General features: G+C 69.5%; 23 protein-coding genes and 5 tRNA genes. 7 read left to right on the plus strand and 21 right to left on the minus strand.

Annotated elements, in window-relative coordinates; genetic code table 11:
• Positions 1-16 precede the first annotated feature (16 nt).
• Positions 17-1,732: a DAK2 domain-containing protein gene (locus tag AQI94_RS39465; RefSeq protein WP_062230263.1), complete on the minus strand. Its 1,716-nt coding sequence runs from the start codon at positions 1,730-1,732 to the stop codon at positions 17-19.
• A 256-nt stretch (positions 1,733-1,988) separates the two neighbouring features.
• On the opposite strand from AQI94_RS39465, the gene rpmB reads away from it, so the two are divergent.
• Complete coding sequence (rpmB, locus tag AQI94_RS39470) at positions 1,989-2,174, plus strand: 50S ribosomal protein L28 (protein WP_003993230.1); 186 nt, start codon at positions 1,989-1,991, stop codon at positions 2,172-2,174.
• An 87-nt stretch (positions 2,175-2,261) separates the two neighbouring features.
• Here rpmB and thiD read toward each other — a convergent pair whose 3' ends face one another.
• Both thiD and AQI94_RS39480 read right to left on the minus strand, forming a co-directional pair.
• The gene (gene thiD / locus AQI94_RS39475; RefSeq protein ID WP_031053653.1) at positions 2,262-3,059 is read right to left on the minus strand and encodes a bifunctional hydroxymethylpyrimidine kinase/phosphomethylpyrimidine kinase; all 798 of its coding nucleotides are present in this window, start codon (positions 3,057-3,059) and stop codon (positions 2,262-2,264) included.
• The gene (locus AQI94_RS39480) at positions 3,056-4,024 is read right to left on the minus strand and encodes a thiamine-phosphate kinase (RefSeq protein ID WP_062230265.1); all 969 of its coding nucleotides are present in this window, start codon (positions 4,022-4,024) and stop codon (positions 3,056-3,058) included. The genes thiD and AQI94_RS39480 overlap by 4 nt, the downstream gene beginning before the upstream one ends.
• Before the next feature lie 206 nt (positions 4,025-4,230).
• Between AQI94_RS39480 and AQI94_RS39485 the strand changes: the two genes are divergently transcribed.
• Both AQI94_RS39485 and AQI94_RS39490 read left to right on the plus strand, forming a co-directional pair.
• Positions 4,231-4,464 carry an Lrp/AsnC family transcriptional regulator gene (locus AQI94_RS39485; RefSeq protein ID WP_020121007.1) on the plus strand — a complete coding sequence of 78 codons (234 nt, stop codon included), beginning with the start codon at positions 4,231-4,233 and terminating at the stop codon, positions 4,462-4,464.
• A gap of 20 nt (positions 4,465-4,484) precedes the next feature.
• Entirely contained in the window at positions 4,485-4,967 is a 483-nt protein-coding gene (locus AQI94_RS39490; protein WP_031060951.1) for a DUF3515 domain-containing protein, read from the plus strand.
• 79 nt (positions 4,968-5,046) lie between these two features.
• Here the strand turns inward: AQI94_RS39490 and AQI94_RS39495 are convergent, their stop codons facing one another.
• From AQI94_RS39495 to AQI94_RS39505, 3 genes are all read right to left on the minus strand, one after another.
• Positions 5,047-6,204 carry a D-alanine--D-alanine ligase family protein gene (locus AQI94_RS39495; protein ID WP_031060946.1) on the minus strand — a complete coding sequence of 386 codons (1,158 nt, stop codon included), beginning with the start codon at positions 6,202-6,204 and terminating at the stop codon, positions 5,047-5,049.
• 82 nt (positions 6,205-6,286) lie between these two features.
• Positions 6,287-7,297: an NAD(P)H-dependent glycerol-3-phosphate dehydrogenase gene (locus AQI94_RS39500; RefSeq protein ID WP_031060941.1), complete on the minus strand. Its 1,011-nt coding sequence runs from the start codon at positions 7,295-7,297 to the stop codon at positions 6,287-6,289.
• Positions 7,294-8,058: a lysophospholipid acyltransferase family protein gene (locus AQI94_RS39505; protein ID WP_031060939.1), complete on the minus strand. Its 765-nt coding sequence runs from the start codon at positions 8,056-8,058 to the stop codon at positions 7,294-7,296. The genes AQI94_RS39500 and AQI94_RS39505 overlap by 4 nt, the downstream gene beginning before the upstream one ends.
• 155 nt (positions 8,059-8,213) lie before the next feature.
• Here AQI94_RS39505 and cofC point away from each other — a divergent pair, with 155 nt between their 5' ends.
• Positions 8,214-8,852 carry a 2-phospho-L-lactate guanylyltransferase gene (cofC, locus tag AQI94_RS39510; RefSeq protein ID WP_031060937.1) on the plus strand — a complete coding sequence of 213 codons (639 nt, stop codon included), beginning with the start codon at positions 8,214-8,216 and terminating at the stop codon, positions 8,850-8,852.
• Positions 8,853-8,861: 9 nt separating this feature from the next.
• On the plus strand, positions 8,862-9,053 hold the full coding sequence (locus AQI94_RS39515) for a hypothetical protein (protein ID WP_031060934.1): 192 nt from the start codon (positions 8,862-8,864) through the stop codon (positions 9,051-9,053).
• Positions 9,054-9,124: 71 nt separating this feature from the next.
• On the opposite strand, the gene AQI94_RS39520 is transcribed toward AQI94_RS39515, so the two are convergent.
• The 4 genes from AQI94_RS39520 to leuC all read right to left on the minus strand — a co-directional run bounded on the left by AQI94_RS39520 (position 9,125) and on the right by leuC (position 12,441).
• Positions 9,125-9,772, minus strand: coding sequence for an HU family DNA-binding protein (locus AQI94_RS39520; RefSeq protein ID WP_031060931.1), 648 nt, complete (start codon positions 9,770-9,772; stop codon positions 9,125-9,127).
• Between the two features lie 137 nt (positions 9,773-9,909).
• The gene (locus tag AQI94_RS39525; RefSeq protein WP_007384922.1) at positions 9,910-10,140 is read right to left on the minus strand and encodes an SCO5555 family protein; all 231 of its coding nucleotides are present in this window, start codon (positions 10,138-10,140) and stop codon (positions 9,910-9,912) included.
• A 277-nt stretch (positions 10,141-10,417) separates the two neighbouring features.
• Entirely contained in the window at positions 10,418-11,011 is a 594-nt protein-coding gene (gene leuD / locus AQI94_RS39530; RefSeq protein ID WP_031060928.1) for a 3-isopropylmalate dehydratase small subunit, read from the minus strand.
• A 5-nt stretch (positions 11,012-11,016) separates the two neighbouring features.
• Positions 11,017-12,441, minus strand: a complete 1,425-nt coding sequence (gene leuC / locus AQI94_RS39535; RefSeq protein WP_031060926.1) for a 3-isopropylmalate dehydratase large subunit — start codon at positions 12,439-12,441, stop codon at positions 11,017-11,019.
• A 191-nt stretch (positions 12,442-12,632) separates the two neighbouring features.
• Here leuC and ndgR point away from each other — a divergent pair, with 191 nt between their 5' ends.
• Positions 12,633-13,349: an IclR family transcriptional regulator NdgR gene (ndgR, locus tag AQI94_RS39540; protein ID WP_007384919.1), complete on the plus strand. Its 717-nt coding sequence runs from the start codon at positions 12,633-12,635 to the stop codon at positions 13,347-13,349.
• Positions 13,350-13,534: 185 nt separating this feature from the next.
• On the opposite strand, the gene AQI94_RS39545 is transcribed toward ndgR, so the two are convergent.
• Positions 13,535-14,041 (minus strand): DUF4188 domain-containing protein, encoded by a 507-nt coding sequence (locus tag AQI94_RS39545; RefSeq protein WP_031060922.1) that lies wholly within the window; start codon positions 14,039-14,041, stop codon positions 13,535-13,537.
• Between the two features lie 80 nt (positions 14,042-14,121).
• Here AQI94_RS39545 and AQI94_RS39550 point away from each other — a divergent pair, with 80 nt between their 5' ends.
• Positions 14,122-14,766 (plus strand): MerR family transcriptional regulator, encoded by a 645-nt coding sequence (locus AQI94_RS39550; RefSeq protein WP_031060919.1) that lies wholly within the window; start codon positions 14,122-14,124, stop codon positions 14,764-14,766.
• 51 nt (positions 14,767-14,817) lie between these two features.
• Here AQI94_RS39550 and AQI94_RS39555 read toward each other — a convergent pair.
• The 10 genes from AQI94_RS39555 to AQI94_RS39605 form a co-directional block, all read right to left on the minus strand.
• Positions 14,818-14,890 (minus strand) — tRNA-Glu (locus AQI94_RS39555).
• Between the two features lie 46 nt (positions 14,891-14,936).
• Positions 14,937-15,008 (minus strand) — tRNA-Gln (locus AQI94_RS39560).
• Between the two features lie 20 nt (positions 15,009-15,028).
• Positions 15,029-15,101 (minus strand) — tRNA-Glu (locus tag AQI94_RS39565).
• 62 nt (positions 15,102-15,163) lie between these two features.
• Positions 15,164-15,236 (minus strand) — tRNA-Glu (locus AQI94_RS39570).
• 40 nt (positions 15,237-15,276) lie between these two features.
• Positions 15,277-15,348, minus strand: a tRNA-Gln gene (locus AQI94_RS39575).
• 91 nt (positions 15,349-15,439) lie between these two features.
• Positions 15,440-16,174 carry an HAD family hydrolase gene (locus tag AQI94_RS39580; protein WP_031060916.1) on the minus strand — a complete coding sequence of 245 codons (735 nt, stop codon included), beginning with the start codon at positions 16,172-16,174 and terminating at the stop codon, positions 15,440-15,442.
• A gap of 50 nt (positions 16,175-16,224) precedes the next feature.
• Positions 16,225-16,887: a DUF4241 domain-containing protein gene (locus AQI94_RS39585; protein WP_031060913.1), complete on the minus strand. Its 663-nt coding sequence runs from the start codon at positions 16,885-16,887 to the stop codon at positions 16,225-16,227.
• 115 nt (positions 16,888-17,002) lie between these two features.
• Positions 17,003-18,487 carry a glutamate--tRNA ligase gene (gltX, locus tag AQI94_RS39590; RefSeq protein WP_078903006.1) on the minus strand — a complete coding sequence of 495 codons (1,485 nt, stop codon included), beginning with the start codon at positions 18,485-18,487 and terminating at the stop codon, positions 17,003-17,005.
• Positions 18,471-19,256 (minus strand): fumarylacetoacetate hydrolase family protein, encoded by a 786-nt coding sequence (locus AQI94_RS39595; protein WP_031060908.1) that lies wholly within the window; start codon positions 19,254-19,256, stop codon positions 18,471-18,473. The genes gltX and AQI94_RS39595 overlap by 17 nt, the downstream gene beginning before the upstream one ends.
• Positions 19,257-21,157: 1,901 nt before the next feature.
• Positions 21,158-21,337, minus strand: coding sequence for a hypothetical protein (locus tag AQI94_RS39605; RefSeq protein WP_031060903.1), 180 nt, complete (start codon positions 21,335-21,337; stop codon positions 21,158-21,160).
• Between the last annotated feature and the right edge of the window lie 474 nt (positions 21,338-21,811).

The raw sequence follows: 21,811 nt of genomic DNA on the forward strand, positions 1-21,811 counted from the left end.
CGGGGTCTCCCGGGGTCTATTCGACGCCGATGAGCAGCACGGCTCCCTGCCGTCCGCCCCGGTACACCACCGTGTCCACGGCGAGGTACGACTCCCGTACGCGCACCTCCAGGCGTTCGGCGACGATCTCGGGGGCCTGGTCGCCGAGGACCAGGGTGACCAGCTCGCCGCCGGCCGAGAGCATGCGGTCGAGGACGGCCTCGGCGGTGACGGCGACATCCGAGCCGATCACCGCCACGTCCCCGTCGATGAGCCCGAGGACGTCCCCGGCCTGGCAGATGCCGGCCATGGTCCAGGACTGGCGTTCGGCGACGGTGACCTCGGCGTAGCGGGTCGCGCCGGCCGCCGAGGTCATCTGGACGACGTCCTCGTCGAACCGGCGCTCCGGCTCGTGCACGGCGAGCGCCGCGATGCCCTGGACCGCGGAGCGGGTCGGGATCAGCGCGACCCGGATGCCCTCGGTGCGGGCCTGCTCGGCCGCGGCGGCCGCGGTGTGGCGCAGGTCGGCGTCGTTGGGCAGCAGCACGACCTCGCGCGCGTGGGCCCGCCGTACGGCCTGCACCAGCTCCCCGCTCGCGGGCGGCTCCCCGGGGCGCGCGAGCACGGTGGTCGCCCCGGCCTCGGCGTACAGCCCGGCCAGGCCCTCACCGGGCACGACGGCGACGACGGCGCGCTGGGCGGGCTCGCGGGGCGGCCGTTCGGCGCCGGTGGTGTGCACGTCCTCGGTACCGAAGTGCGTGATGCGGATCCGGTACGGCCGCCCGGCCTCGACGCCCGCCTCCACGGCGGCGCCCGCGTCGTCGACGTGCACATGGACGTTCCACAGCCCGTCGCCGCCGACCACCACGAGGGAGTCCCCGAGTCCGTCGAGCCGCTGCCGCAGCCGCGCGACGGCCGTGTCCTCGGCCTCCAGGAGGTAGATCACCTCGAAGGCGGGACCGCCGGTGCCCGGGGCGTCGGCGCACTCGTCGGGGGAGGCCGCGAGGCCCACGGCGGCGTTCGCGGGGGAGGTCGTGTCCACCACGCCTGCCGCGCGCGCGTGCTCCGGGTCGCTCACCACCGGCACCGCCCTGGGCACCTCCCCCGTGAACGTCTCCACCAGGGCCCCGAGCACCGCCACCAGCCCCCGCCCGCCGGCGTCCACCACCCCCGCCCGCTCCAGGACGGCCAGCTGGCCGGGTGTCGCGGCGAGGGCGGCGCGCGCCCCTTCGTAGGCGGCCCGGGCGACCGTCCCGCAGTCGCCCTCCGCTCCCCCGGCCGCGTCGGCGGCGGCCGAGGCGACCGTGAGGACCGTGCCCTCCACGGGGTGGGCCACGGCCTCGCGGGCGGAGTCGGCGGCGTGCCGCAGGGCGAGCCGGAGCCCTTCGCCGTCCGTGTGAGTCGTCTCACCGTCGGCGGCGAGCACCTGGGCCATGCCGCGCAGCAGCTGGGCGAGGATCGTGCCCGAGTTGCCGCGGGCGCCTATGAGGGCTCCGTGCGCCATCGCGCGCGCGGCGTCGGCCAGTGCGGGTTTCCCCGAGCCGTGGGCGTCGTGGGCCTCGAAGACGGCCTCCACGGCCGCGGCCGCCGACTCCGCCGTCAGATACAGGTTGGTGCCGGTGTCCCCGTCGGCGACCGGGTAGACGTTGATCGCGTCGATCTCCTCGCGGGCCCGGCCCAGCGCCCGCAGCGCGAGACCGCACCAGGTGCGCACCGCGAGAGCATCGAAGAATGTCTGCGGCACCTGCGCCACCTGCGCCTCCTCGGGCTGCTGGACTGGACGCAGCGTAGACCCCGGACGGGTGTCCGCCGGAAGTGGGCCGGGAGCGAGTGCCTGATCAGCCATGGTAGTTTCGTTCTACTGGCGCGGTCGTTGTATGCTGCTCCGGTTGCCCGATCTGATCGGGCCATTCCCCTGGCAGTGCCACTCAGATCTCTGATCCTACGATCTCGATCCTCGGCTTGCCGGGATCCGACCGTAAGTGCATCTGAAGTCTTTGGAGTGACCCGTGGCTGCCAACTGCGACGTCTGCGGCAAGGGGCCGGGCTTCGGCAACAACATCTCGCACTCGCACCGCCGTACGTCCCGTCGCTGGAACCCGAACATCCAGCGCGTCCGTACCGTGGTCGGCGGGACGCCGAAGCGCGTGAACGCTTGCACCTCGTGCATCAAGGCCGGCAAGGTCTCGCGCTGACGCACAGCTAAGCGCGCGGCCACTGCTGGTTCGCTGCACTGAGCCGGTCCACCGAGAGGTGGGCCGGCTTTTTGCCGTGCCCACGTCCTAGGCGCCCGTCCGCCGACGGAACCGCCATCCGTGGTCCACGGGGCCGATCCCGCCGCCGAGCGCGAATCCGGCGGCGATCGCCCCGGTGACGTACTCCTTCGCGGCCGTCACCGCCTCCGGTACGCGATGGCCCTTCGCGAGCTGCGAGGCGATCGCGGAGGCGAGGGTGCAGCCCGTGCCGTGCGTGTGCCGGTTGTCGTGGCGGGGCGCGCGCAGCCAGTGCTCCTCGGATCCGTCGGTGAGCAGGTCGACGGCGTCACCCGGAAGATGGCCGCCCTTGACGAGCACCCACCGCGGTCCGTACGACAGGACGGCCGCGGCGGCCTCCCGCAGCTGCTCCTCCGACTCGACCCGGACACCGGTGAGCTGGGCCACCTCGTCGAGGTTCGGGGTGGCGACGGTGGCCACCGGGAGCAGCCGTCGTCGGACGGAGTCCAGGGCGGAGGCGGCCAGCAGCGGGTCGCCGTGCTTGGAGACACCGACCGGGTCGATCACGGCCGGGGCGTCCGTGGCGCCGATCAACTCGGCGACCGCCTCGACGAGTTCGGCCGAGGCGAGCATGCCGGTCTTGACGGCCTGGACGCCGATGTCGTCCACGACGCTGCGGTACTGGGCCCGTACCGCCTCCACCGGCAGCTCCCAGGCGCCCTGCACGCCGAGGGAGTTCTGCGCGGTGACGGCGGTTATGACACTCATGCCGTGCGCGCCGAGCGCGAGCATGGTCTTCAGGTCGGCCTGGATTCCGGCGCCTCCGCCGGAGTCCGAGCCCGCGACCGTGAGCACCAGGGGCTTCACGACTCGATGTCCCCGCCGAAGTGGTCCCAGCCGCCCTTGCTGGTCCAGGGCGCCCCGTCGACCGTCACCTGGGGCAGCGCCGAGGGGTTGAGGACCTCGCCGATCACCTTCCAGCGGGCCGGGAGCTTCACGTCCGGCGGGAAGGTCGCCACGATCGCGTGGTCCTCGCCCCCGGTCAGCACCCACTGGAGGGGGTCGACACCGACGGCCTGCCCGATGTCGTTCATCTGGGTCGGGATGTCGATCGCACCGGAGCTGATGTCGATCCTGACCTTGCTGGCCTCGGCGATGTGCCCGAGGTCGGCGATCAGCCCGTCGCTCACGTCGCACATGGCGGTCGCGCCGAGCGCGGCGGCGGCCGGGCCCGCGTGGTAGGGGGGCTCGGGGCGCCGGTGCGCCTCGACGAACGCGCGCGGCGAGCGGAAGCCGCGGGCGAGCACCGCGTACCCGGCCGCCGACCAGCCCAGCCAGCCGGTCACCGCCACGAGGTCGCCGGGCTGGGCCCCGCCCCGGGTCACCGGCTCCTGGCCCCGCAGATCACCGAGGGCGGTGATGGAGACCATGATCGTGTCCCCGCGCACGACGTCCCCGCCGACCACTGAGGCGCCCGCGACCTGGCACTCGTCGCGCAGGCCGTCCATGAGCTCCGAGGGCCAGGTGACGGGGAGTTCGGCGGGCACGACCAGGCCCAGCAGCAGGGCGGTCGGCACGGCACCCATGGCGGCGATGTCCGCGAGGTTCTGCGCGGCCGCCTTGCGCCCGACGTCGTAGGCCGTGGACCAGTCGCGGCGGAAGTGCCGGCCCTCCAGAAGGATGTCGGTGCTCGCCACCACCCTGCGGTCGGGTGCGGCGACCACCGCGGCGTCGTCGCCGGGGCCCACCCGGACCGCCGGCGTGGTGGTGAGACGGGAGGTGAGCTCCCTGATGAGCCCGAACTCGCCGAGCTCACCAACAGTGCCCTTCATTGCCCTTACGCCCCTTCTGTGCCGTGCCGTGCCCGGTCGCGCGTCATCAGTGTCCTCGATACGGTCGAGGGGACCGTGAACTTCTGTCGTGTCCGCACCCCGGCACGGGTGTCCGCGTCCCCGCGGGTCTCCCCGCGGGGAGCGGCGACGCGATACCGTGGCGTTCCTTTTCCCCACATGATCCTCGTGGCCGCCCTGGAGGTTCCGTGGTACAGGCGTACATCCTGATCCAGACGGAGGTCGGCAAGGCGTCGACCGTCGCCGAGACGATCAGCAAGATCCCTGGAGTCATCCAGGCCGAGGACGTGACAGGACCGTATGACGTGATCGTCCGCGCCCAGGCCGACACCGTGGACGACCTCGGCCGGTTGGTGGTCGCCAAGGTCCAGCAGGTGGACGGCATCACCCGCACCCTGACCTGCCCGGTCGTCCATCTGTAGCCCCCGTCTACCCTTGGCCGGTGAACTTCTTCCGTCACCGGCCTCTCGGTCTGTCCGCGCTCGCCCTGCTGATCACGGTCGCGGGCTGCTCCTCCGCAGACGACAGCGCGTCGGCGGAGGTTCCCTCGCCGGGGGCGGGCGTCACGAAGCTGTGCCGGGAACTGGACCGGGTACTGCCGTCCAAGGTCGACGACCAGGACCGTCGGGATCCCGAGCCCGCGTCCGCGCTGACCGCGGGCTGGGGTGACCCGGCGATCATACTGCGGTGCGGTGTCGCGCGGCCCTCGAAGATGGACGATCCGGAGGCCGACGGGGTCGAGGTCGACGGGGTCGGGTGGCTGCTGGAGAAGCAGGACGACGGGTCGTTCCGCTTCACGACGACGCTCAGGAAGGCGTATGTCGAGGTGACGATCCCTGCGGGGCGGACGGGGGATGGCATGGCGCCGTTGGTGGACCTGGCGCCTGCCATCAGGAAAGCGGTGCCGGAGGGGATCGCCGACTAGGCGCCGCGGGACCGCGCCACATCGTTCGGCCGCGCGCCGTCCGTGGCCTGTCGCGCAGTTCCCCGCGTCCCTGGGTGGGTCACCGCAAGCCCGTCGACCTGCGCAGTGCCGCATCGATCAGCCTGCTCACCAGCTCCGGGTAGCTGATGCCGCTCGCCTCCCACATCTGCGGGTACATCGAGATCGGCGTGAAGCCCGGGAGCGTGTTGATCTCGTTGATCACGAACTCGCCGTCCTCGGTGAGGAAGAAGTCCGCGCGGACCAGGCCCTCGCAGGAGGCCGCCTCGAACGCGTCGACCGCGAGCTTCTGGACCTCGGCCGTCTCCTCGGGCGTGAGCGGCGCCGGCACGATGCCGGGGGTCGAGTCGATGTACTTGGCCTCGAAGTCGTAGTACGCGTGCTCCTGCGGCGGGGGGATCTCGGCCGGGACCGACGCGCGCGGGCCGTCCTCGAACTCCAGGACACCGCACTCGATCTCACGGCCCCGAAGCGCCGCCTCCACGAGGATCTTCGGGTCGTGGCTCTGCGCCTCGGCGATCGCCTCGTCGAGCCCGGAGAGGTCGTCGACCTTGGTGATGCCGATCGACGAACCCGCGCGCGCGGGCTTCACGAAGAGCGGCCAGCCGTGCTCACCCGCGAAGTCGACGATCTTCTTGCGGGCCGCGGACTCGTCCCGCTGCCACTCGCGCGGCCTGATCACCACGTACGGGCCGACCTTGAGCCCGAAGGAGGTGAACACCCGCTTCATGTACTCCTTGTCCTGGCCGACGGCCGAGGCGAGCACACCCGCGCCGACGTACGGGACACCGGAGAGCTCCAGGAGGCCCTGGAGGGTGCCGTCCTCGCCGTAGGGGCCGTGCAGGACGGGGAAGACGACGTCGACCTCACCGAGCGCCTTGGGCACCGACCCGGGCTCGCTGTAGACGACTTCGCGGTTCGCGGGGTCCACGGGGAGCACCACGCCGCCCTCGCTGGACTCGGCGAGCTCCTCGACGCTCGGCGTGCGGCGCTCGGTGATCGCCATGCGTTCCGGTTCGTCGGCGGTGAGCGCCCAGCGGCCGTCACGGGTGATACCGATCGGCAGCACGTCGTACTTGGTCCGGTCGATGGCCCGCAGTACGGCGCCGGCCGTGACCACGGAGATCCCGTGTTCGGAGCTGCGTCCGCCGAACACGACGGCCACGCGCGGCTTGCGAGGCGGCTGCTCAGGGTTCTGGGGGAGGTTCTCGGTGCTCATATCGCGTTGAGAGTACCCGTTGGTAGTGCCCTGAGACAGCGTCCACCCCTGCGGCGAACGAGGCAAAAACCGGCCTCGTGGCTCAGCGTCGCTCGGGCTTCGCGCTGCGCGACATCAGCTCCTTGACGGCGACCACCGGGGACTTGCCCTCGTGCACGATGCCGACGACCGTCTCGGTGATCGGCATGTCGACGCCGTGCCTGCGGGCCAGATCCAGCACCGACTCACAGGACTTGACGCCCTCCGCGGTCTGCTTGGTGACCGCGATGGTCTCCTGCAGGGTCATGCCCTTGCCGAGGTTGGTGCCGAAGGTGTGGTTGCGCGACAGCGGCGAGGAGCAGGTCGCCACCAGGTCGCCGAGACCGGCGAGGCCGGAGAAGGTCAGCGGGTCGGCGCCCATGGCGAGGCCGAGCCGGGTCGTCTCCGCGAGGCCCCGCGTGATCAGCGAGCCCTTGGCGTTGTCGCCGAGTCCCATGCCGTCCGCGATGCCGACGGCGAGACCGATGACGTTCTTCACGGCACCGCCCAGTTCGCAGCCCACCACGTCCGTGTTGGTGTACGGGCGGAAGTAGGGCGTGTGGCAGACGGCCTGGAGCCGCTGGGCCACCGCCTCGTCGGTGCAGGCGACCACGGCGGCGGCCGGCATCCGGGCGGCGATCTCCCGCGCGAGGTTGGGACCGGTGACCACGGCGATGCGGTCGGCGCCGACCTTCGCGACGTCCTCGATCACCTCACTCATCCGCATGGCGGAGCCGAGCTCGACGCCCTTCATGAGGGAGACCAGGACGGTGTCGGGAGCGAGCAGCGGGGTCCACTCGGCGAGGTTGGCGCGCAGGGTCTGCGAGGGGATCGACAGGATCGTGAAGTCGGCGCCCGCGGCGGCCTCGGCGGGATCCGTGGTCGCCCTGACCCCCTGCGGGAGCTCCACGCCGGGGAGGTAGTCGGGGTTCGTCCGCGTGGAGTTGACGGCCTCGGCGACCTCCGGACGACGCGCCCAGAGGGTGACCTCGCAGCCTGCGTCGGCGAGCACGACACCGAAGGCCGTACCCCATGAACCGGCGCTGAGAACCGCCGCCTTGACGGGCTTGCTCACTTGCTCTTCTCCCCCTCGTGACCGTTCTGCGCGCGGGTGCGGCGCCGCTGCTCGATCCGCTCGCGGCGCGGGTCGTACGCCGACTCCGGCGCCTTCTCGCCGCGGAGCACCTCCAGCTGGGCGGTGACGGCGGCCATGATGACCTCGGTGGCCTCCTTCAGGAGGTCCGGGGTCATCTCCTTGTCGTAGAACGGCGACAGGTCCACGGGCGGTCCCGCGAGGACGTGCGAGGTCTTGCGCGGCAGGACGTGGAGCTTCTTGGCGTACGGCGGCAGCAGTTCGTTGGCGCCCCACTGCGCGACCGGGACGACCGGGCACTTGGTCTGCAGGGCCACGCGCGCGGCGCCGGTCTTGCCGATCATGGGCCACTGGCGGGGGTCCCGGGTGATGGTGCCCTCGGGGTAGAACGCGACGCATTCGCCGCGCTCCACGGCCTCGATGGCGGCCCTGAACGCGCTGAGCGCGTCCGTGGTCTCGCGGTAGACGGGAATCTGGCCCGTGCCGCGCATCATGACGCCGACGAATCCCTTGTTGAAAAGACCGCTCTTCGCGAGGAATCGCGGAACGCGGCCGGTGTTGTACTGGAAGTGCGCGTACGCGAAGGGATCGATGTGCGAATTGTGGTTGACCGCGGTGATAAATCCGCCGTCAGCCGGAATGTGCTCCATTCCACGCCAGTCCCGCTTGAGCAGAACCACGAGCGGCGGTTTGGCGATCACCGCTGCAAGGCGGTACCAGAAGCCGATTCTGCGGCGGGGCACGCGGACACCTTCCTCTTGGGCCTGGGGGGCCGCACAAGTGTCGCCCCAGGCCGTCTGTCTGTCGAGAACACCGTACGCCCCGCCACCGACACCGCCAGATGGGGCGCGTGACGACTGAGTGACAATGGCCGTGAGAAGAGAAGGACGGAACGCCGGTGCAGTGGACGTTGGTCATCCCGCTGAAGCCCTTGGCGCGCGCCAAGAGCAGGCTCTCGGACACCGCCGGCGACGGGGTCCGCCCGGGTCTGGCCCTCGCCTTCGCCCAGGACACCGTGGCGGCCGCGCTGGCCTGCCCGGCGGTCGGGGATGTGGCGGTCGTCACGGACGATCCCCTGGCGGGACGTGAGCTCGCGGCCCTGGGCGCCCACATCGTTCCCGACGAGCCCCGAGGGGGCCTGAACGCGGCTCTGGCACACGCGGCGGCCGTCGTACGGTCGACTCGTCCCGACAGTTCCCTCGCGGCCCTGAACGCCGATCTCCCGGCACTGCGGCCGCTGGAATTGGCCCGGGTCCTCGACGCCGCCGCGGAATTCCCGCGCGCATTTCTCGCGGACTCGGCGGCAATCGGCACCACTCTGCTGGCGGCCCGGAAGGACGCGGAATTGAACCCCGCCTTCGGCCCGGATTCGCGCGCTCGTCATCGCGCCTCGGGAGCGACGGAACTCCCTCTCACCGCGGTGGATTCCGTACGCCAGGACGTGGACACCGGCGAGGACCTGCGGGCCGCGCTCGCGCTCGGGGTGGGTCCCCGGACGGCCGCCGCCGCTGCGCGGTTGCTGATCCCCGGGCAGTAGGCTGCGGCCATGCAGGCGACCGCGTACACGTACGACTCCGAAAGCCGCAGCGGGCAGGTACTCCTGGACGACGGCACCCCCGTGCCCTTCGACGCGGCGGCGTTCGACGCGGGCGGTCTGCGGCTGCTGCGTCCCGGACAGCGCGTGCGCGTCGAGATGACCGGGGACAAGGTCACCCTGGTGACACTGCAGACCTTCTGAACCCCCTTGCACACGCCGCGGGCCGGACTCCGATGCGGAGTCCGGCCCGGCGCGTGAGTACCCCTGTGCCCTTACCTCTTGCGGGCCGTGGTCTTCTTGGCGGTGGTGGTGCGGGCCGCCGACTTCTTGGCGGGCGCCTTCTTGGCGGTGGCCTTCTTCGCCGGAGCCTTCTTGGCCGCCGTCTTCTTCGCCGTGGTCTTGCTGGCGGCGGTGGTCTTGGCGGCGGTGCCGGTCGCCTTCTTGGCGGGGGCCTTCTTCGCCGTCGTCTTCTTGGCGGTGGCCGTGGTCTTCTTGGCCGTCGCCTTCTTCGCGGTGGTCTTCTTGGCCGCGGCGGTCTTGGCGGTGGCCTTCTTGGCGGCCGCCTTCTTGACCGTGGCCGAAGCCCCGCCGGTCAGGCTGCCCTTGGGCGCCTTCTTGACCGCGACGTCGTTCTTCGGGAGCTTCTTCGTGCCGCTCACCAGGTCCTTGAAGCCCTGGCCCGCGCGGAAGCGGGGGACGGAGGTCTTCTTGACCCGAACCCGCTCGCCCGTCTGGGGGTTGCGGGCGTAACGGGCCGGCCGGTCGACCTTCTCGAACGAACCGAAGCCGGTGACCGAGACCCGGTCGCCCGCGACCGTCGCGCGGACGATGGCGTCCAGGACCGCGTCGACCGCGTCGGCGGCCTGCTGGCGGCCGCCCACCTTGTCGGCAATCGCTTCTACGAGCTGCGCCTTGTTCACGTCTTCCCCTTCGGAGACATTGCCAGAACGAAAGTGTTCAAGCTTTTTCGCACGTTAGGCAGATATATACCGCAAATCAAACACGAAACGGGCTTATCACCCTTGTGCCGCAACGAACTCGGCTGCTCTGGACTTGTTCAGCGTTCCTCTTCCGGGATTCGCCCCGCGTCGAGGTCGGCCATGAACCCCTCCAGACGCCTTGTCGCTTCGACGACGTCGTGCTTGGCCGCGGCCGTAATGACCAGCAGCTTCCGGGTCAGCGCCATCCGTACGCCCTCCGGGACTTGCAGTGCGCGCACTCTTGCGTGCGCTTCCTTGAGTTGGTCCGCGACCGCCGCATAGAGCTCGAGTTGGCCGTCGTGTTCCATGCACAGATTGTGCCATCTGGGGCGAGTTGTCGCCTGCTAGGGGTGCAACTGCCGCCTCAAACGGCCTTCCGGGCACATCCGGGAGTCACGGCTACAAGGGACGCGTACCCCGACAACACCCGCCGTAACGTGGGAAGTTGAGCGGGCGAGTCGCACGGCGCGGGGCCGTTCGGACGCAGACACGGCCGTACCCCCGATCGGGCTGATCGGGGGTACGGCCGGGGTGTTGAGGTGGCCGAAACTCGACCTGTTCAGTTGCTCCGAAGGAGGGGCGGGGTCAGCCCTGCAGCGTCCTCGGCTTGTACGAGGGCCGCTTGGCCTCGTAGGCGGCGATGTCGGCCTCGTTCTGGAGGGTGATGGAGATGTCGTCCAGGCCGTTCAGCAGCCGCCAGCGGGAGTTCTCGTCCAGCTCGAAGCTCGCCGTGATGCCTTCGGCGCGCACCTCGCGGGCCTGGAGGTCCACCGTGATCTCGGCCTCCGGGTCCTTCTCCGTGAGGTCCTGGAGCGCGTCCACGATCTTCTGGTCGAGAACCACCGTGAGCAGGCCGTTCTTGAGCGAGTTGCCGCGGAAGATGTCGGCGAAGCGGGAGGAGATCACGGTCTTGAAGCCGTAGTTCTGCAGTGCCCACACCGCGTGCTCACGGGAGGAACCGGTGCCGAAGTCGGGGCCGGCGACCAGGACCGTGGCGCCCTTGCGCTCGGGCTGGTTGAGGATGAATTTCCCGTCCTTGCGCCAGGCCTCGAACAGCCCGTCCTCGAAACCGTCCCGGGTCACCTTCTTGAGCCAGTGAGCAGGGATGATCTGGTCGGTGTCGACGTTCGAGCGGCGCAGCGGGACGGCCCGGCCGGTGTGCGTGGTGAATGCTTCCATGACTCTCAGACTCCAGCGGCGACAGGGGCGTCGGACAGGTCGGCGGGCGAGGCCAGGTGGCCCAGCACGGCGGTGGCGGCCGCGACCTGCGGCGACACCAGGTGCGTACGACCGCCCTTGCCCTGCCGGCCCTCGAAGTTGCGGTTGGAGGTGGACGCGGAGCGCTCACCGGGGGCCAGCTGGTCCGGGTTCATGCCCAGACACATCGAGCAGCCCGCGTGCCGCCATTCGGCGCCGGCCTCCTTGAAGACGACGTCCAGGCCCTCGGAGACGGCCTGCAGGCCCACCCGCGCGGAGCCGGGGACGACCAGCATCCGTACGCCGTCGGCGACTTTGCGGCCCTTGACGAGCTCGGCGGCAGCGCGCAGGTCCTCGATGCGGCCGTTGGTGCACGAACCTACGAAGACGGTGTCCACCTTGATGGAGCTCAGCGGCTGGCCGGCCTCCAACCCCATGTACTCCAGGGCCTTTTCGGCGGCGACGCGCTCCGAAGCGTCTTCGTACGAAGCGGGATCGGGGACGTTCGCCGAAAGCGGCGCACCCTGGCCCGGGTTGGTGCCCCAGGTGACGAACGGCGACAGTTCGGCGGCCTCGATGACGACCTCGGCGTCGAACTCGGCGTCCTCGTCCGTCTTCAGGGTCTTCCAGTACGCGACGGCCGCGTCCCAGTCCTCGCCCTTGGGCGCGTGCGGGCGGCCCTCGAGGTAGTCGAAGGTGGTCTGATCGGGGGCGATCATGCCCGCGCGGGCACCGGCCTCGATCGACATGTTGCAGATGGTCATGCGGGCTTCCATCGAGAGCTTCTCGATGGCGGAGCCGCGGTACTCCAGGACATAGCCCTGGCCGCCACCCGTGCCGATCCTGGCGATGATCGCCAGGATCAGGTCCTTGGCGGTGACGCCGTCGGGCAGTTCGCCGTTGACCGTGATGGCCATGGTCTTCGGGCGGACCAGCGGCAGCGTCTGGGTGGCCAGCACGTGCTCGACCTGGGAGGTGCCGATGCCGAAGGCCAGACCGCCGAAGGCGCCGTGCGTAGAGGTGTGGGAGTCGCCGCAGACGACCGTCATACCGGGCTGGGTCAGACCCAGCTGCGGGCCTACGACGTGCACGACACCCTGCTCGACGTCGCCCAGCGGGTGCAGCCGCACACCGAAGTCGGCGGCGTTCTTGCGCAGCGTCTCCAGCTGGATCCGGGAGACCGGGTCGGCGATCGGCTTGTCGATGTCGAGGGTCGGGGTGTTGTGGTCCTCGGTGGCGATGGTCAGGTCGAGCCTGCGCACCGGGCGACCGCTCTTGCGCAGACCGTCGAAGGCCTGCGGGCTGGTCACCTCGTGCAGCAGGTGCAGATCGATGAAGAGGAGGTCGGGCTCGCCCTCGGCGCGCCGGACGACATGGTCGTCCCAGACCTTCTCCGCGAGTGTCCTACCCATCGCTTTCCCTCCGGTCGGCCAGAGCCGCGCCGACCCAACTAGAAGATCTTGTGGAGGCGACGCCCGTGGCCCCTGTTCCCGGGCACCCGCCGCCAGGCCCGTTGGTCTGCGGGCCGCTGTGCCTACAAGGGTTGCGCGTCTCACGAAAAAAGGAACTTGCGTTTCACAGAGTGAGACGTGAGTATCGTTTCATGGACAACAGTAGCGGCGTCGGCGTTCTGGACAAGGCAGCCCTTGTTCTGAGCGCTCTGGAGTCCGGACCCGCCACCCTCGCAGGACTGGTCGCGGCCACCGGACTGGCACGACCCACGGCCCACCGGCTCGCCGTGGCTCTGGAACACCACCGCATGGTGGCACGCGACATGCAGGGCCGTTTCATTCTGGGCCCGCGCCTCGCCGAGCTGGCCGCGGCCGCCGGCGAGGACCGCCTCCTCGCGACGGCCGGCCCGGTGCTCACGCATCTGCGGGACATCACCGGCGAGAGCGCCCAGCTCTACCGCCGCCAGGGCGACATGCGCATCTGCGTCGCCGCGGCGGAGCGCCTGTCGGGCCTCAGGGACACCGTCCCGGTCGGCTCGACGCTCACCATGAAGGCGGGCTCCTCGGCGCAGATCCTGATGGCCTGGGAGGAGCCGGAGCGTCTGCACCGCGGCCTCCAGGGCGCCCGCTTCACGGCCACGGCCCTGTCGGGCGTACGGCGCCGCGGCTGGGCCCAGTCGATCGGCGAGCGCGAGCCGGGCGTCGCCTCCGTCTCCGCGCCCGTGCGCGGTCCCTCCAACCGCGTGGTGGCCGCCGTCTCGGTCTCCGGCCCCATCGAGCGCCTGACCCGCCACCCGGGCCGGATGCACGCCCAGGCGGTCATCGACGCCGCCGCCCGCCTCTCCGAGGCCCTGCGCCGCACAGGTTGAGGCCCACAGGTTCGTCGTACACCCACCGGAAAAAGAGCCGGCCTCAACGCCGCGGCAGGCTCTGGACCGACGGGCAGCCGACCCACCTGGGGGCGCGGGGAACTGCGCGACAGGCAACGGCGGCGGGTTCGACGACTGACGGCCGATGGGGGCTGGTCGCGCAGTTCCCCGCGCCCCTGAGCGGGTCAGCTGCTTCCGGCCCGATGAGCGAACCTCTCCTTCGCGTACCGCCCGCGCGCAGCGACCGGCACCTGCCCGTGCGCCGACGCCAGGCCGAACGCCGGCATGTCCGCGTAGATCGACTCGTAGGACCCCTCCGGCACCACGTACGTCTCGTGCCACAGCCCCACGTGCTGACGCGCCTTCCCCGCCTTCTCCTTGCGGTTGATGATCGACCACGCGCGGTGGTGGAACATCTCCGGTGAGTGCGCGTAGGCGTACAGCTTCTCCTTCGACTCCCAGTACTGGACGACGTAGTACGTCCGCGGCGAGGCCGTCAGCAGGACGTGGGAGAGCAGCCCCCGCTCCGGCGCCCGCTTCAGCTCCCGCAGCATCCGCGGCATGGCCAGGAGTACCGGGAGCCAGTGGTGCACGGCCCAGAAGTGGTTGATGCGCATCCCGATCAGCAGGACGACCACCTCCCCCTCCGTGGACGCGGTGGTGCGGCCTGCGGCGACCTTCTTCCCGACCATGGAGCCCCCTTGTTGGTGAGCAGCGCTATCCGAGCGCCGCATGCTTGGATAGTGCCGGTATCCGAGAAGGGGCGCAAGAGATGCGGCTGGCCGAACTGAGCGCGCACAGCGGTGTGTCCACCGCGACGATCAAGTACTACCTGCGCGAAGGGCTGTTGCCGCCGGGCCGCCAGCTCAACGCCACCACGGCCGAGTACGACGAGGAGCATCTGCGCCGGCTGCGGCTGGTGCGCGCGATGATCCAGGTCGGCAAGGTGCCGGTGGCCACGGTCAGGGAGGTGCTGGGGCACGTCGACGACGACTCGCTGCCCCGCGCGATGCGCCTGGGCGCGGCGGTCTGGGCGCTGCCGCAGGTGCCGGAGCCGGACGCGGACGACGAGTTCGTACGGGGCGCCCGGACGGCGATGGAGGAGCTGCTCAGGACACTGGGGTGGTCCAACGCCCAGGCCATGACGAGCACCTCCCCCTCCTTCCGCTCCCTGGTGGTGGCGGCGGCCGCACTGCGCCGTCTCGGCTACGACTGGAGCCCCGAAATGCTCGTGCCCTACGCGCGGTTGATGCGTCAGGTGGCCGAGCTGGACATGGCCTTCATGGAGTCGCAGGTGTCGGAGGCCGAGAAGGCCGAGGTCGCGGTGCTGGGCGTGGTGCTCGTCGAGCCGATGCTCCGGGCACTGCACCGACTGGCCCAGGAGGAGGAGTCGACGCGGCGCTACGGCTTCGAGTGAACCGGGCACACGACGAAGGCCCCCCACCGAGGTGGAGGGCCTTGCTCTGTGTACCCCCGACCGGATTCGAACCGGCGCTACCGCCTTGAGAGGGCGGCGTGCTAGGCCGCTACACAACGGGGGCCCTAGCGATCCTGCATGCGTTGAATGTACAACGCCGCAGGTCCGAGCTGGTCTACCTGGACTCGAACCAAGAATGACGGTACCAGAAACCGTAGTGTTGCCAATTACACCATAGACCAATGCAATTCAAGGTACTGCGTACCCCCGACCGGATTCGAACCGGCGCTACCGCCTTGAGAGGGCGGCGTGCTAGGCCGCTACACAACGGGGGCCCTAGCGATCCTGCATGAGCGTCAGCGGGTGCGACCCTGACTGACCCTCCGGGAAGGATCTGTACCCCCGACCGGATTCGAACCGGCGCTACTGCCTTGAGAGGGCAGCGTGCTAGGCCGCTACACAACGGGGGCTTCGCGGAGTTGATCTCCGCCTGCAGATGAGCTCTGCGAGCTGGCCTACCTGGACTCGAACCAAGACTAACTGAACCAGAATCAGTCGTGCTGCCAATTACACCATAGGCCACTGGAACGCAAGCCCCGGAGGGGATCTTGTTCTAGTTCGCTCCTCCGGTTCCCGGCCTTTCGGCCCGCTCCCCGGCGGCGCAGGAAGAACATTACCCGAAGGTGGACGGGGCTCCAAAACGGGTATCCGCGCCGAGGATCGCGGGGAGTTCGGCGAGCGAGGCGATGCGGCGCGGTCCCGCGGGCGCGGGGACCTGGGCGTGCACACCGCCGTCCCGGTCGATCCAGACCGACAGCAGTCCGGCCTCGGCGGCGCCCCGGCCGTCGATCTCCGGATGGTCGCCGACGTACGCCACCTGGTGCGGGGCCAGCTCCAGGGCGTCGCAGGCCGCGAGGAAGGCGCCGGCCTCGGGCTTGGAGACGCCCAGCTCGGCCGCGCACAGGATGACCTCGAAGCGGTCGTGGACACCGAGGACGCGCAGTTTGTGGTCCTGGACGTGGATGCTGGAGTTGGACAGCACCGCGTGCCGGTGGCTGGCGGCGAGGGCGTCCAGCGCGGGCAGGACGTCGGGGAACAGGGCCCAGGCGGTCTCGTAGTGCGCGACGTACCGCTGGAACCAGGCGTCGGCCGCCGCGTCGGTCAGCTCCTCGCCCAGGAACACCCGCACCCGGTCCCGCCGCTGCCCCTGGAAGTCGACCTCCCCCGCCGAGAACCGCGCCCACTGGGCGTCGGTGATCGCCCGCCACCGGGCGATGGCCTCCTCGACGCTCGCGTACCCCTCCAGCAGCCCCTCGGCCGCCAGATGCAGGCCCATCCCGATGCGGTCGGCCCCCTTGTAGTCGAAGAGGGTGTCGTCGACGTCCCAGACCACGGCCCGAATGCTCATGATCCGACGGTAACTCGGCGAGCGGGGGCCCGTCCCGCGATTGCGGTGCCTCAGGAGGGGTCGGGCGCGACGAAGAAGTCCGTGAGGAAGCAGGTGACCTCACCGGACGCCGACCGCCCGATCCAGGTGGGGTAGAAGCCGTCTCCCCAGCCGGAGGTGAAGGCGGCCAGGGTGTGCCCGGTGGAGGGGGAGGTGACCAGGTGCGGGCCGCCCGACCAGTCGCTGTCCTCGAAGGCGTCCCACAGCGGGCCCTCGTCCTCCTGCGCCTCCGGAAAGGCCTCCTCCGCCGCGGCGTCGTAGAAGCAGCCGGTGCCGGCGTCCACGCCGTAGCCGAAGAACTCGTCGTCCTTGAGCTCCTCGGGGTCCTGCTCGGGGCGCAGCGCCAACTCCCAGGTCGCGGTGGGCTCGTCGCGTATGACCAGGCGGGCGGCCGCCACGCGCAGGTGGGGCTTGTCGGCCGGGGGTTCGCCGGGCCGGCCGAGGGTCGCGACGGCGGCCTCCACGCGGTAGCGGCCGGGGGGCACGGAGACCGTGAACGGCTCGATGTCGCCGGAGCCGAGGTAGACGAACGGATCACAGGCGACGACCCGTCCGGTGGGCAGGTCGAGCTCCCCTCCCCCGGCCACGTGGATCACGCCGGTGGTTCCGGACTCGTGGGTGAAGGTGCTGCCCGGTGTGAACAGCCAGGTGTAGTCGCGAGGGGACATCGGCATGGGAGCGCCTTTCCGGATCTTGTGCGGACGAGCCGGAACAGTAGTGCGCGGCACTGACAGTGACGCGTGAGGGGCGGCACCCGGGGTCCGGGTGCCGCCCCTCACGTACGCGTGCCTACGCGGCCAGCTTCTCCAGCGCCGCGTCGATCCTGGCCAGCGTCGTCTCCTTGCCCAGGATCTCCAGGGACTCGAAGAGGGGCAGGCCGACCGTGCGGCCAGTCACCGCGACGCGGACCGGGGCCTGGGCCTTGCCGAGCTTGAGGCCGTGGGTCTCGCCGGCGGCCAGGACGGCCTCCTTGAGGGACTCCGGCGAGGTCCAGTCGGCCGACTCCAGCTTCTCGCGGGCCGTGCGCAGCAGGGCGTCCGAGCCCTCCTTCATCGCCTTCGTCCAGGAGGGCTCGTCGAAGACCGGCTCCGCGAGGAACAGGAAGTCGACGTTGTCGGTGATCTCGGAGAGCACCTTCAGCCGGGTCTGGGCGTGCGGGGCGATGGCCTGCCACTTCGTCTCGTCGAAGTCCTCCGGCGCCCAGGGGGCGAAGGGAGCCTGCAGCCAGGGGGCGCAGCGCTCCGTGAAGTCCTTCACGTCGAGCAGGCGGATGTGGTCGGCGTTGATCGCCTCGCACTTCTTCAGGTCGAAGCGGGCCGGGTTGGGGTTCACGTCCGCGATGTCGAAGGCCGCGATCAGCTCGCCGGTGGTGAAGATGTCCTTGTCCGCGGAGAGCGACCAGCCCAGCAGGGACAGGTAGTTGAGCAGGCCCTCGGGCAGGAAGCCGCGCTCCCGGTACAGGTTGAGCGAGGCCTGCGGGTCGCGCTTGGAGAGCTTCTTGTTGCCCTCGCCCATCACGTACGGCAGGTGACCGAAGGCGGGCACGGTCTTGGCGACGCCCAGCTCGATCAGCGCCTTGTACAGGGCGATCTGGCGCGGGGTGGAGGACAGCAGGTCCTCGCCGCGCAGGACGTGCGTGATCTCCATCAGCGCGTCGTCGACCGGGTTCACGAGCGTGTACAGGGGCGCCCCGTTGGCTCGTACGATCCCGTAGTCCGGCACGTTCTCCGGGGTGAAGGTCAGCTCGCCGCGGACCAGGTCCGTGAAGGTGATCGTCTCGTCGGGCATGCGGAAGCGGACGATGGGGGTGCGGCCCTGGGCCTGGTACTCCTCGACCTGCTCGGCGCTCAGGTCGCGGCAGTGGCCGTCGTAGCCGGACGGCCTGCCGGCGGCGCGAGCCGCCTCGCGGCGGGTGTCCAGCTCCTCCTGGGAGCAGTAGCAGTGGTACGCGTGACCGGCGTCCAGGAGCTTGGCGGCGACGTCCTTGTACAGGTCCATGCGCTGCGACTGGCGGTACGGCGCGTGCGGGCCGCCGACCTCGGGGCCCTCGTCCCAGTCGAAGCCCAGCCAGCGCATCGAGTCGAGCAGCTGCTGGTACGACTCCTCGGAGTCGCGGGCCGCGTCGGTGTCCTCGATGCGGAAGACAAGGGTGCCCTGGTGGTGCCGGGCGAAGGCCCAGTTGAACAGGGCGGTGCGGACCAGGCCCACGTGGGGGTTACCGGTGGGCGAGGGGCAGAAACGTACGCGGACGGGTGCGCTAGCCACGCTTGACAACCTTGTTGGTGAGAGTGCCGATGCCTTCGATGGTGACGGCGACCTCGTCGCCGACGGTGAGCGGCCCGACGCCTGCCGGGGTGCCCGTGAGGATCACGTCGCCGGGGAGCAGCGTCATGGCCTCGGAGATGTTGACGATCAGATCCTCGATGGAGTGGATCATCTCGCTGGTGCGGCCGAGCTGGCGTTGTTCGCCGTTGACGGTGAGCTGGACCGTCAGGTCGGAGGCCGTCTCCAGGTCCAGGCCGGTCTCCACCCAGGGGCCCAGCGGGCAGGAGGTGTCGAAGCCCTTGGCCCGGGCCCACTGCTTCTCGCGCTTCTGGACGTCCCGGGCGGTGATGTCGTTCGCGCAGGTGTAACCGAAGATCACGTCCTTGACGCGCTCACGCGGCACCTCGCGGCACATGCGGCCGATGACCACGGCCAGTTCGGCCTCGTGGTGGACGTCCGCGGAGAAGGACGGGTACTGGATCTCGTCGCCGGGGCCGATCACCGAGGTGGAGGGCTTGAAGAAGGCGAACGGGACGTCGGGGACGTCGTTGCCCAGCTCCCTGGCGTGGTCGGCGTAGTTGCGGCCGTACGCCACGACCTTGTTGGGGAGCACCGGCGGCAGCAGCCTGACCTTGCTCAGCGGGACCTTCGTGCCGGAGAGCTCGAAGTCCGCGAAGGGGATGCCCTTGATGATGTCGAGGACGAGCTCGTCCGGCCTGTCGCCCTCGACCGCGCCGAAGGCGACGTTCCCGTCGATGGAGAATCTGGCGATGCGCACGGGATCTGGGCGCCCCTCAGTGAGAAGTGTGCGTGTTCAGTCGACTGTTGGGTTCCAAGCCGACTCTGGACACTCCAGGCTAACCGGTACCCGCTCTTGATCATCGAGCGGCGGGGCCGCCATGCCTACAGATGCGGTGACGGCCTACAGCGATCGCAGATCAGCAGGGGCTGGACGAATCCCCAAGTGGATTCAGGGGTCGCAGGCGGTCAGTGATCTGTCGATGGGCGCGCCAGTGTTGCGAACAAGCCACCCGGGCGGCGAAGAAGCGGCCGAGTTCGGCGGCGATGCAGCCCCTGCGGGCCAGGACGAGCGGCACTGGCCGAGAAGCTGCCAGGTCGTGTTCCTTGTCGATCAACGCGGCCAAGATCTGCCAGCCGTCGGCCCTGAAGTCAGCCGAGATCCAGGTGACGGGCAGCCCACATCTCCGCAAGAGCGGAGTGGGAGTGGCAGCAACTGTGGTTGGCCCAACCGACCAGACCGCTGTGACTGGAATCTGGCGCATCGACGCCTCATCGGGGAAGCACCTCTTGACGATGCCTGGCAGCGACTGTCATGCGGTGAAGGGGCCATGGGTCTTCGACTGTCTGATCTTCGTTCATGATCCGCCAACCCATCACCGCTGAGTGATGGCCCGCCGCAGCCTCTCCGACCCCGGCGACATCGCCCACCACCTCGCCTGCTCGCTCGTCGGGATCGAGTTTGCCGGAGTCGTCCGTATCGCTAGCTCCCTCGGGGAAGTCGAGGAGTGCTTCCAGGCCGCGAAAAACGAGTGCGGTTCGGAGAACAGGAGGTCCGCCGCTGCATCGGCTCGCACCGGCACAGCACCCTGTCCATAGTCCCCCATGCCATCCTGACCGCACCCGGAGCGCAGGCCGACGGCGAGACATGGGGGGCTGCAGAAACGGATCAGCCCCGTCCGACTTACCTGACGGAGAACCGGCGACTTCTGGACGCTCTCCTGCCCGTCCACGATTCGATCGGAATCCCGTCACGCAGACTGAACTGGTTGGCCTGGCGAAGACACCGCCAAACATCGCCGCCCCCTGCCACTGCCGAAAACGCATCTCAGGAGACGAATCGCAGCCGGAGTATTAGACAATGGTTCGCGTCGCAGAATGATGGCCAGTTCCAGAAACGGCGATCACGACCAGGCCCATTCCCGGCTTCAAAGGAAGTGGCCGGCGAATCCTGCTGTACATGCCACCACGCAGAGCAGGATCGCCAGACGTCTCAGGCGACGCCAGATACAGTGTCGCCGCAGTCGTGACCCGTACTGAACTGGCCAGTACCAGAGTTGCTGTAACCGCTGTCTACAGTGCCGCAGGCCCTCACGTACACATCGGCCCCCTCGGGAATATCGCTCCACGGGTGCTTCGTGTCGATGGTGCCACACCCCGAAGTGTTATGGATCGTCCGGAAATTCCATCCATATCCGGACTTGTAGTACGACACTTGTCCCCAGACGGTGTCGCCGTCACATTTCGTGTCTGCCACATGAAAATCGTCGCCATTGGCTATGAATGACACGTAGCCATCACCGTTGCTCGCCCACGACGAACCCGAGTTCTCGCCGGCGCTAGCAGACGCTGCGGCTCCGATGAGCAATATTGCTGCCGCAGCAGTAGCACCCGACACACGCCCCAGGACCTTTGCTGTCATTCTCATGACCCCCTCCGGTGAAGAATGTGAAAAACTCTCCCACGCGGGGCTTCCAACATCAAGGCTGGAAATTCCGAAATTTTCCAGCACTAGAAGCTGAAGCCGCGAGTGGCAGCACGACCGGAAAGGTTGACCGCTCCGCGAGCACGGAGAAGAATGAACGACTCAAGGCAGACGGATTGCCCGCTCGCCTGCCAGGCCGACGGAGGCTTCGAACAGGTGGAGCCGGACGTCGCGCCCTATGCGTTGGAGACCGGGATCTCCATCAGGACCGTACGCCGGGGGTTGGCGGTCTGGGCGGGGAGGTCGAGCGGGTGCTCCGGCTGCTCCGGGATCTGCAGGGCGTCGGCGTCCTCGAGGTGCGCCAGCGTCGTGCGCCGCGGGTTGGCAATGTTGCGGAACATCATCGTCGTCTTCACGGTTGTACTCGACCTCGGCAGTGGTGTGTTGGGCAGATGGGGCCTTCTTGTAAAGCGTCAGGCTAAACATGCCATTCCCCTCCGAACTCGCGAAGACCCCATGATCGGCATGTGAGTTTGCTCACTGACCTAGGGGCAAACCGGACAATTCACGGCCGCAACCCACCCCTACGAAACGGACATTGACTCCCTGAAGCCATCATTCCGCTCCTGATCATGGCGACTGGGACACTCACCCTCGCAGGGGGACTCGCGGACCTATGTCCGATATCGACGGGAACGCTTTCCACACCCGGTGACACGGCCCTCACGAGGTGTCACGTAGGTCACGGTCTGACCCACGGACCTTGTTGGAGATCCTGCACTGTGCTGGAATTCCACGGACCGCCGCGGGATCGATCCGGCGCACAGGGGGCGCGCAGAAGCGCCGAGCGGCGGTGAGAAGGGGGAGCCAGCGCCGGTCATCACGATCAC

The organism is Streptomyces pseudovenezuelae (assembly GCF_001513955.1).
GTDB lineage: Bacteria > Actinomycetota > Actinomycetes > Streptomycetales > Streptomycetaceae > Streptomyces > Streptomyces pseudovenezuelae.